10 protein-coding genes and 1 pseudogene are annotated in these 9,634 nt (G+C 67.8%); 7 read left to right on the top strand and 4 right to left on the bottom strand.

The features are described 5' to 3' along the window. From Q0632_RS14665 to folC, 4 genes and pseudogenes are all read right to left on the bottom strand, one after another. Positions 1 to 1,293, bottom strand: a pseudogene (locus Q0632_RS14665) (hypothetical protein); the annotation flags it as partial. 21 nt (positions 1,294 to 1,314) lie between these two features. Further along, entirely contained in the window at positions 1,315 to 1,803 is a 489-nt protein-coding gene (locus tag Q0632_RS14660) for a CvpA family protein (RefSeq protein WP_298931445.1), read from the bottom strand. A 5-nt stretch (positions 1,804 to 1,808) separates the two neighbouring features. After that, positions 1,809 to 2,579 carry an SPOR domain-containing protein gene (locus Q0632_RS14655; RefSeq protein WP_298931443.1) on the bottom strand — a complete coding sequence of 257 codons (771 nt, stop codon included), beginning with the start codon at positions 2,577 to 2,579 and terminating at the stop codon, positions 1,809 to 1,811. 25 nt (positions 2,580 to 2,604) lie between these two features. Next, entirely contained in the window at positions 2,605 to 3,894 is a 1,290-nt protein-coding gene (gene folC, locus Q0632_RS14650; protein ID WP_298931441.1) for a bifunctional tetrahydrofolate synthase/dihydrofolate synthase, read from the bottom strand. A 52-nt stretch (positions 3,895 to 3,946) separates the two neighbouring features. Here folC and Q0632_RS14645 point away from each other — a divergent pair, with 52 nt between their 5' ends. From Q0632_RS14645 to Q0632_RS14615, 7 genes are all read left to right on the top strand, one after another. Then, a complete protein-coding gene (locus Q0632_RS14645; RefSeq protein WP_298931439.1) occupies positions 3,947 to 4,300 on the top strand; it encodes an ArsC family reductase in 354 nt (117 codons plus the stop codon). A gap of 127 nt (positions 4,301 to 4,427) precedes the next feature. After that, the gene (locus tag Q0632_RS14640) at positions 4,428 to 5,126 is read left to right on the top strand and encodes a glycine zipper 2TM domain-containing protein (RefSeq protein WP_298931437.1); all 699 of its coding nucleotides are present in this window, start codon (positions 4,428 to 4,430) and stop codon (positions 5,124 to 5,126) included. Positions 5,127 to 5,219: 93 nt separating this feature from the next. Then, entirely contained in the window at positions 5,220 to 5,537 is a 318-nt protein-coding gene (locus Q0632_RS14635; RefSeq protein WP_298931435.1) for a pyrimidine/purine nucleoside phosphorylase, read from the top strand. An 11-nt stretch (positions 5,538 to 5,548) separates the two neighbouring features. Next, positions 5,549 to 6,886, top strand: coding sequence for an argininosuccinate synthase (gene argG / locus Q0632_RS14630; protein WP_298931433.1), 1,338 nt, complete (start codon positions 5,549 to 5,551; stop codon positions 6,884 to 6,886). Positions 6,887 to 6,913: 27 nt separating this feature from the next. Continuing rightward, entirely contained in the window at positions 6,914 to 8,383 is a 1,470-nt protein-coding gene (locus tag Q0632_RS14625; protein ID WP_298931431.1) for a UbiA family prenyltransferase, read from the top strand. Then, complete coding sequence (locus Q0632_RS14620; RefSeq protein WP_298931429.1) at positions 8,380 to 8,808, top strand: GtrA family protein; 429 nt, start codon at positions 8,380 to 8,382, stop codon at positions 8,806 to 8,808. Before Q0632_RS14625 ends, Q0632_RS14620 begins: the two co-directional genes overlap by 4 nt. Continuing rightward, positions 8,805 to 9,634 (top strand): FAD-binding oxidoreductase (locus Q0632_RS14615; RefSeq protein ID WP_298931426.1); only part of this gene is annotated, 830 nt, incomplete at its 3' end. The genes Q0632_RS14620 and Q0632_RS14615, both read left to right, overlap by 4 nt.

The following is a 9,634-nucleotide window of genomic DNA, read 5'->3' as shown; positions in this document are numbered from 1 at the left end:
CGCCGGCCTGATCCCGGACGGGCGGCGGTGGCGGCGATGGCGCGCAGAGAGGGCCGGCGGCGACGGGGACGTTGTCGCCGTCGTGGACGACTCGGGGGACCTTCGCCGGATCGGGGAAGACGCCGGCGTCGGCGTCGCGGCGCACGGTGTCGCCGCTGAACACGGCGTATTCCGGCAACGTGTGGCCGGGCAGGCGCCCACCGGGCTGTAGAAGGAAAACATGCGCGGCTCCAGTTCGGGCAGCGAGTAGCTGCACACCGGGCAGCCGAATTTGCTGGAATACAGGTGTTCAACCCCCGTGTCCATTTCCAGCGCCAGGGCGCGGCCGTCGGCGATGCGCAGCGCGGCCTCGAAGCTTTCGGCGAGGCGCTGTTGCAGATCCGGCTGCACCTTGACGCGATCGATGACCACGTCGATGTCGTGCTCTGGGCGCTCGCGCAGGATCTTCTCGGCAAGCTTCTCGCCCATGCGCAGACGGGCCTTGTACACGGACACGCCGTCGATGATCGAGTCCGGGCGCGCCAGGTAGACGTGTTCAAAGATGCACGGGGTCAGGGACGGGTTGGTCGCACATTGACGGGTGTGCAGCTTGCCGTCTTCAGTGATGTAGACCGCTTCGCCCGGGGCCAGGTCGCGATCCAGCTGGTGGCCGGTGCCCTCCAGCGCGACGCTCTCGCTGGCCACCATGAACTCCCCATTCGCCGAGCGGCCGACGCACAGCGGGCGGATGCCGAAGGGGTCGCGGAAGGCCAGCAGGCCATAACCCGCGATCAGCGCGATCACCGCATACGAGCCGCGGATGCGCTTGTGCACCGCCCGCACGGCACGGAAGATCAGCTCGGGCGTCAGCGGCACGTCACGGCCGGAGCGCTCCATCTCGTGCGCCAGCACGTTGATCAGCACCTCGGTGTCGCTCTCGGTGTTGATGTGGCGGTGGTCGCTGGTGAACAGCTCCGCCTTGAGCGCCTGCGCATTGGTCAGGTTGCCGTTGTGCACCAGCACGACGCCGTAGGGCGCGTTGACGTAGAAGGGCTGGGCCTCTTCTTCGCTGTAGGCGTTGCCCGCGGTCGGATAGCGCACCTGGCCCAGTCCGGCGTTGCCCGGCAGGCTGCGCATGTTGCGTGTGCGAAAGACATCGCGCACCATGCCCTTGGCCTTGTGCATGAAGAACTTGCGTTCCTGCTGGGTGACGATGCCGGCTGCGTCCTGGCCGCGGTGCTGCAGCAGCAGCAAGGCGTCATAGATCAGCTGGTTGACTGGAGCGTTGCTGACAACACCGACGATTCCACACATATTGGTACTTCCTGCTATCCACTAACCCGGCAGGTACTGCCCGAACCGTTCGGGCAACACCGGCTTCAAACCTTTGAGCGCCGCCTGGGCCACGACAGCCCCGGCCGACTCTTTCCACCATGGCTCGTCCTTGAGCGCCGTCATGTGGACAACCACAGCCGCCGCCAGGACCAGCACGCCACCGCGCACCAGACCGAAGGCCGCGCCCAGCATGCGGTCCACCGGCCGCAGGCCCACGGCCTCGATCATCTTCTTGGCCAGCCATGCCAGCAAGCCCGCCGCGAACACCGTGGCAATGAACACCACCACAAACCCGGCCGCATAGCGCAGCGGCTCGGCCGCGCCGCCCATGGGCAGCCAGGAGGCCATCGCTGGCGCAAACCACTGGGCCAGCACGAAAGCCGCGATCCAGCCCAGCACCGACATCACCTCGTACACCAGGCCGCGCCAGGCCCCCAGCAGCAGCGAGGCCAGCAGCACGGCCACAAACACCCAGTCCAGCGCGGCCATCACCCTTACAAGGTGAGGATGGCGGCCGGCAAATCCAGTCCCTTGAGCTTGCTGGCCGCTTTGTCCGCATCCGCCCGCGTGGCAAAGGGGCCGACCCGCACGCGGATGCGCTTGCCCTCCTTGGTTTCCGCCACATGGGTGTAGGTTTTCATGCCCGCCTTCTCGACCTTGAGCCGGGTCTCGCGCGCCTTGTCCGGATCGGCGAAAGCGCCGACCTGGACGATGAAGCGGGTTTCGCCGGCTGCGGTGGCGCTGGCGCCGTCCACGCCCTGGCCTTCGAGCAGCGCCTTGGCCTTGGCGCCGTCATCGGCGGCCACCGGCTTGCTCTCGGTCTTGGCTTCGGGCTTGGCTTCGGGCTTGGCGGCCACCTGGGGCTGCGCCTTGGCTTCGGGCTTGGGCGCAGGCGCCGGCTCCGTCTTCGCTTCCGTTTTGATAGCAGCCGAGGCAGTTGGTTCGGGGGCTACAGCCGATTTTTGCTCAGCAACAGGCTCCGGCGGCGGGACCACGGGGCTGGCGGCCAACGGCGCTGCGGCGGGCGCCGGCAGCGGCAGGGGCTTGGCCTTGTTGCGGTCGGGAATCTCGATCGGGATGTCCACCGCGATCGGCCGCGGCTGGGTGTCGAACAGCAGGGGGAAACCGACCACACCCACCAGCACCAGCACCGCGGCGCCGATCAGCCTGTGCTTGGCGCGCCGACGCATTGCCTCGGCGCTTTCGGGCTGGGAAGGGGTGGACAGCGAATCGTCGCCACCCTTGCGGAACTTGAAAAAGGCCATGCAGCGTGTCGCCCGGGTTGGATTCTCAGGGACCCAGGTGTTTGGCCTGAAGGCGGGGTAGCCCGTCCTCCAGAACACCCCCCACCGTGTAGAACGATCCGAAGACCAGAATTCTATCAGCGGGGTCTGCGGCGGCCACGGCTGCGCGCAGGGCATCCATGGGTCTGGCATGGGTGCTGGCGGCCACGTCCTTGCGGGTCTCGCCGGCTTGCCACAGAGCCTGCAAATGGGCGGCCGAACCGGCGCGCGGCGTCGGCAAATCGGTGAAGTACCAGCGGTCCACCAGGGGGCCCATCCTGGCCAGCATGGGCGCCAGATCCTTGTCGGCCATGGCGCCAAAAACCGCATGCGTCGTCGGATAGAAGCCCATGGCATCCAGGTTGGCCGCCAGGGCCGCCACCGAATGCGGGTTGTGGGCCACGTCCAGCACCAGGGCCGGCTGGCCCGGCACGATCTGGAAGCGCCCAGGCAGTTCCACCATTGCCAGGCCGTTGCGCACCGCCTGGGCCGTCACCGGCACCTTGCCACGCAAGGCCTCCAGCGCGGCCAGCACGCCGGCCGCGTTGACCAACTGGTTGGCGCCGCGCAGCGCCGGATAGGCCAGGCCGGCGTAGCGGCGGCCGCGCCCGGCCCAGGCCCATTGCTGCTTGTCGCCGGAGAAGTTGAAGTCGCGGCCCAGCAGCCAGAGGTCGGCGCCGATGGCCTGGGCATGCTCGACCACGCTCTGGGGCGGCACCGGGTCGCTGACGATGGCCGGCCGGCCGGCGCGCAGGATGCCGGCCTTCTCCCGGCCGATGCTCTCGCGGTCCGGACCCAGGTAGTCCATGTGGTCCAGGTCGATGCTGGTGATCACGGCCACGTCGGCGTCGACGATGTTGACCGCGTCCAGCCGGCCGCCGAGGCCGACCTCCAGGATGGCCAGGTCCAGCTTGGAGGCCGCCATCAGGCTCAGGATGGCCAGGGTGGTGAATTCGAAATAGCTCAGCGACACGTCCTGGCGCGCCGCCTCGACCTTCGCAAAGTGCGGCAGCAACTCGGCGCCGGCCACGATCTCGCCATGGATGCGGCAGCGCTCCTCGAAATGCACCAGATGGGGCGAGGTGTAGACCCCGGTGCGCCAGCCGGCCTGCAGGGCAATCGCCTCCAGCATGGCGCAGGTCGAGCCCTTGCCGTTGGTGCCGGCCACGGTAACGATGGGGCATTCGAAGCGCAGTTCCATGCGGGCGGCCACGGCGCGCACGCGGTCCAGCCCCAACTCGATGGTCTTGGGGTGCAGGCGCTCACAGTGCGCCAGCCAGTCTTGCAGGGTGTCCATGCCCCGATTGTCCCAGGACCCGTGCCCATGCCGCCGCGCCTATCATCTGGACATGAGCATCGTTGTCTACGGCATCCCCAATTGCGACACCGTGAAAAAGGCCCGCGCCTGGCTGGCCGAACACGGCGTCGAGCACCGTTTCCATGACTTCAAGAAGGACGGCGTGCCGGCCGAGCGGCTGGACGCCTGGCTGGCCGCGGCCGGCTGGGAGACCCTGGTCAACCGCAAGGGCACGACCTGGCGCAAGCTCGCCCCCGCCACCCAGGCCGGCGTCCATGACGCGGCCAGCGCCAAGGCCTTGTTGCTGGAGCAGGCCAGCGTGATCAAGCGCCCGGTGGTGGAATGGCCCGCAAAGACCACGGTGGGCTTCGACCCGGCGCAGTGGGCGTTGCTGGCGCGCGGTTGAGGACGCAATTTTTCCGTGCGATGTCAACTTTGACCCACGGCTGACCCCCGCTTCGCAGCTGAGGCCGGGAAAATGCCTAAAATTTGTGCATTCCAGCCATCGTCGCGAGTCCTCCATGAAAAAATCCGTGCTGCTTTGTTCCCTGGCTGCCGTGGCCGCGTTGAGCGCCCAGGCCCAGGAGGTCGGCCGCGTGATTTCCAGCAGCCCCGTCATCGAGCAGGTGGCCGTGCCACGCCAGGTCTGCAACCAGCAGCCCATGGTGGTGCAGCATCCCGTCTCCGGCGCGGGCAGCGCCATCGGCGCCATTGCCGGCGGCCTGATCGGCAGCGCGATCGGCAGCGGCGGCGGCCGGGGAGCAGCCACCGTGCTGGGCGCGATCGGCGGGGCCGTGGTGGGCAACCAGATCGAGGCCAACGGCGCCACCCAGGTGTACAACGGCCCGCAATGCGCCATCCAGACCAGCTACGAGAACCGCACGGTCGCCTACAACGTCAGCTACGAGTACAACGGCCGCCAGTACAACGTGCAGATGCCGCAGGATCCGGGCCCCACGGTGCGGCTGCAGATCTCGCCGGTGGGCGCCACAAGCACAGTGCAGCAAGGCGAGTTCGCCGCGCCCGGCACCCAGGTCCATTCGACGCTGCCGCAGGCCCAGCAGGGCGCGCCCGTCCTGCAATCCTCGGTGTCCACCGTGCCGGGCCCGGTGGTCTATGGCGTCCCGGCCTATCCGGCGGCCTACCCCTATCCCTACTACGGCGGCTACCGGCCGTTCTTCCCGCCGATCGGCATGTCGCTGAACTTCGGCTACTCGCGCGGCTGGCACTGACAAGGACAGCGGCGCCGCGGCAGCCCACGCAGCGCAGCTAAAATTCCTGGTTTTCCCTCACTTGCGCGCCCAGCCGGCGCCAGGAACGCCCGCATGACCACCGAAACCATCCCCAGCGTCTCCGTCACCACCAAGGCCAACGTCTATTTCGACGGCAAATGCGTCAGCCACGGCATCACCCTGGCCGACGGCACCAAGAAGTCGGTGGGGGTCATCCTGCCGGCGACCCTGACCTTCAGCACCGGCGCGCCGGAAATCATGGAAGGCGTGGCCGGCGCCTGCGAATACAAGCTGGCCGGCAGCGATGCCTGGGTCCCCTCGGGCGCGGGCGAACAATTCAGCGTGCCAGGCAACTCGAAGTTCGAGATCCGCGTCACCGAGTCCTACCACTACATCTGCCACTTCGGCTGAAGCGAGCTTCCATGAGCACCATTCTCGAAAACCTGCCCACCGGCCAGAAGGTCGGCATCGCTTTCTCCGGCGGCCTGGACACCAGCGCCGCACTGCACTGGATGAAGCTCAAGGGCGCCCTGCCCTACGCCTACACCGCCAACCTGGGCCAGCCCGACGAACCGGACTACGAAGAGATTCCGCGCAAGGCCATGGAGTACGGCGCGGTCAAGGCCCGCCTGATCGATTGCCGCAAGCAGCTGGCGCAAGAGGGCATCGCCGCCCTGCAGGCCGGTGCCTTCCATGTCTCCACCGGCGGCCTGACCTACTTCAACACCACACCGCTGGGTCGTGCCGTCACCGGCACCATGCTGGTGGCCGCGATGAAGGAAGACGACGTCCACATCTGGGGCGACGGCAGCACCTTCAAGGGCAACGACATCGAGCGCTTCTACCGCTACGGCCTGCTGACCAACCCGGCCCTGAAGATCTACAAGCCCTGGCTGGACCAGCTGTTCATCGACGAGCTGGGCGGCCGCGCCGAGATGTCGGCCTTCATGACCCAGGCCGGCTTTGGCTACAAGATGTCGGCCGAGAAGGCCTACTCCACCGACTCCAACATGCTGGGCGCGACCCACGAGGCCAAGGACCTGGAGCATCTGAGCAGCGGCATCAAGATCGTCAATCCCATCATGGGCGTGGCCTTCTGGAAGGACGATGTCGTGGTCAAGGCCGAGGAAGTGCGGGTGCGCTTCGAGGAAGGCCAGCCGGTCGCCCTCAACGGCAAGACCTATACCGACCCGGTCGAACTCATTCTCGAAGCCAACCGCATCGGCGGCCGCCACGGCCTGGGCATGAGCGACCAGATCGAGAACCGCATCATCGAGGCCAAGAGCCGCGGCATCTACGAGGCCCCCGGCCTGGCCCTGCTGTTCATCGCCTACGAGCGCCTGGTCACCGGCATCCACAACGAGGACACCATCGAGCAGTACCGCATGAACGGCCTGAAGCTGGGCCGCCTGCTGTACCAGGGCCGCTGGTTCGACCCGCAGGCCATCATGCTGCGCGAATCGGCCCAGCGCTGGGTGGCGCGCGCCGTCACCGGCGAGGTGACGCTGGAACTGCGCCGCGGCAACGACTACTCGCTGCTCAACACCGAGTCGCCCAACCTGACCTATGCGCCCGAGCGCCTGTCGATGGAGAAGGTCGAGAACGCGCCGTTCTCGCCCAAGGACCGCATCGGCCAGCTGACCATGCGCAACCTGGACATCGTCGACACCCGCGAGAAGCTGGCCATCTACAGCAAGGCCGGCCTGCTCTCGCTGGGCGGCGGTTCGGCCCTGGCCAGCCTGGACAACGACAAGAAGTAAGGCCGCAGCCTTGGCACGCAGCGCCTGATGTTTGCCGAGCTCCCGTTACAACCGCCCCAGGAAGCGCCGGCCGTGCCGCTGGTGGTCGACCTGGACGGCACACTCCTGAAGACCGACCTGCTGGCCGAGACGGCGAGCGCCTTCGTCCTGCGCAGCCCCTGGCGAGCTTGGCAGCTGCTGGCCTGGCTTGCGCAAGGGCGCAGCCACCTCAAGGCCCAGTTGGCACAGCAAGCACCGCCCGAGGTCGCGACCTTGCCTTACAACGAGGAGCTCCTGGTCTGGTTGCGCGACCAGAAGCAGCGTGGCCGCAGGATCATCCTGGCCACAGGCAGCCACCGCCTGCTCGCCGAGCGCGTGGCAAGCCATCTCCAGCTGTTCGACCAGGTCCTGGCGACCGAAGGCGCGGCCAATCTCAAGGCCGAGGCAAAGCGCGACGCCCTCGTTGATCTCTACGGGAAAGGCGGCTTCGACTATGTCGGCAACGACCGCGCCGATCTGCCGGTATGGCAATCGGCGGCCCAGGCCCATGTGGTGTGCCGCCTCTCGCAGCCGCCCGCCTGCATTGCGGTGGCGGACAACCTGGGCCGGACCATAGGCACAGCGGCGCCCCATGCCGCAGCCGCCTTGCTGCAGGCCATGCGTCCCCACCAATGGCTGAAGAACCTGCTGCTGCTGCTGCCCCTGTTCACCGCCCACGCCTACGGCAATCCGGTGAGTGTGCTGCAGGCCCTGCTGGCCTTCCTCGCCTTCAGCCTGGCGGCTTCCGGCGTCTACCTGCTCAATGACCTGAGCGACATCGCTGCCGATCGGCACCACCCCAGCAAGCGCATGCGGCCGTTCGCGGCCGGCAGCCTGGCCATCGTGCATGGCTGGGTGGCCTGGCCGTCGCTGCTGGCGGCGGCGCTGGCCTTGTGCTGGCTGCTGCCCCCCTCATTCGGCCTGGCGCTGGGCGTGTACGTCGCGCTGACCACCGCGTACTCCTTGCGGCTCAAGCAGATTCCCGTGCTGGATGTGCTCACCCTCGCTTCGCTGTACACGCTCAGGGTGGTGGCCGGGGCCGCGGCCATCGGCGTGCCCCTGTCGTTCTGGCTGCTGGCTTTCTCGATGTTCATGTTCGTCAGCCTGGCCTTCATGAAACGCTACAGCGAACTCGAGGCCATTCGCAGCACCAGCGAGCCGCAGGCTCTGCGCGGCCGGGGTTACAAGCCCACCGACTTCGAGCTGGTCGCGAGCCTGGGCAGCACGGCCGGCCAGGTCGCCATCCTGGTGCTGGCCCTGTACATCCAGGACGCCACCACGGCGGCGCTGTACGCCGAGCCCCGCTTCATCTGGCTGGCCTGCCCTCTGCTGCTGTACTGGGTCTCGCGCGCCTGGCTCATCACCCACCGCGGCCAGATGCACGACGACCCGGTGATCTTCGCGCTCAAGGACCGCCCCAGCTGGGCCATCCTCGGCCTGGTGGCACTGGCGTTCATCCTGGCCAGGACGGGCTTGTGAAAGGCCTGCTGCGCATCGGCCTGGCCTATGCCCTTGTCGCGGCCCTCGCGACCGCGGTGAACATCGCCTGCCAGGCCCTGGTGATCGCCCTCTACCAGGGGCCCCATGCCATTGTCCTGTCGGTGCTTGTGGGAACGGCGTCGGGCTTGCCCATCAAGTACAGTCTGGAAAAAAAGCATGTCTTCGGCTTTCGCGCCGACAGCCTGCGGCACGATGGCCGCCTGTTCATGGTCTATACCTTCTTCGGCGCATTCACCACTCTGGTGTTCTGGGGCACGGAATACGCCTTCCATGCCGCCTTTGGCACCGATGGCATGCGCTACCTCGGCGGCGCCATGGGCCTGCTTCTGGGCTACGTCATCCGCTACCACCTGGACAAGCGCTTCGTCTTCGTCAGGCCGCAGCAACCGGCAGCGGGCGCGTGAGCACGCTGCACGGCTGGGGCCGGTATCCGCGGGTGGCCGGCACATTGGACGCGCCGGACAGCGGCGCCGGCTGGTCGCAGGCCCTGCGTGACAGGGCTCCTCTCATCGTCCGCGGCCTGGGTCGCAGCTATGGCGACAGCGCACTCGGTCCGCATGTCGTGGCAACGCGCTGGCTGGACCGCTTCCAGTCCTTCGATCCCGCCACCGGCGCACTGGCATGCGACGCCGGCGTCTCGCTGGACGACATCCTGCGGCTGGCCATTCCCCACGGGTGGTTCCTGCCGGTCACGCCCGGAACCCGATTCGTGACAGTCGGCGGCGCTGTGGCCAGCGACGTGCATGGCAAGGATCACCATGCCAACGGCACTTTCTGCATGCATTTGCGGCACCTGGACATGCTGCTGGGCAACGGCGAGCAGCTGCGTGTCTCTCCCACCGAGAACGCCGACCTGTTCCACGCCACCTGCGGCGGCATGGGCCTGACCGGCGTGATCCTGGGCGCCGCCTTGCAGCTCAAGAGAATCCCATCCTCGGTGATGGAGCAAACCACGCTCAAGCTGCCGGCGCTGGATGCGCTGCTGGAGGCCTTCGACGCAGAAGCGGCCAGCAGCTACTCGGTGGCCTGGATCGATTGCATTGCCGGTGGCGCGCAGCGCGGACGTTCCCTGCTGATGCTGGGCGAGCACGCCGCCCAGGGTCCGCTGGCGCCACCCTCGCCTCCCAGCCACCGCCTGCGCTTCGATCTGCCGCGGGGCCGGCGTGCGCCCCGCCCCGCCCCCCCCGGGAAAAACGGGGCCGTACGGGCCCCGCGCCCCGGGCGCCGCCC

Source organism: uncultured Ramlibacter sp. (genome assembly GCF_936925435.1).
GTDB lineage: Bacteria > Pseudomonadota > Gammaproteobacteria > Burkholderiales > Burkholderiaceae_C > Ramlibacter.
Note: the sequence above shows the minus strand (reverse complement) of the source record. Positions and strands in the feature narration are given on the sequence as shown.

Excerpts from the sequence above, each read along its gene's own strand:
- Q0632_RS14645 (WP_298931439.1), top strand. The coding sequence starts at position 3,947 with ATGAGCATCGTTGTCTACGGCATCCCCAATTGCGACACCGTGAAAAAG.
- Q0632_RS14655 (WP_298931443.1), bottom strand. The coding sequence starts at position 2,579 with ATGGCCTTTTTCAAGTTCCGCAAGGGTGGCGACGATTCGCTGTCCACC.
- Q0632_RS14660 (WP_298931445.1), bottom strand. The coding sequence starts at position 1,803 with ATGGCCGCGCTGGACTGGGTGTTTGTGGCCGTGCTGCTGGCCTCGCTG.
- Q0632_RS14635 (WP_298931435.1), top strand. The coding sequence starts at position 5,220 with ATGACCACCGAAACCATCCCCAGCGTCTCCGTCACCACCAAGGCCAAC.
- argG (WP_298931433.1), top strand. The coding sequence starts at position 5,549 with ATGAGCACCATTCTCGAAAACCTGCCCACCGGCCAGAAGGTCGGCATC.
- Q0632_RS14625 (WP_298931431.1), top strand. The coding sequence starts at position 6,914 with ATGTTTGCCGAGCTCCCGTTACAACCGCCCCAGGAAGCGCCGGCCGTG.
- folC (WP_298931441.1), bottom strand. The coding sequence starts at position 3,894 with ATGGACACCCTGCAAGACTGGCTGGCGCACTGTGAGCGCCTGCACCCC.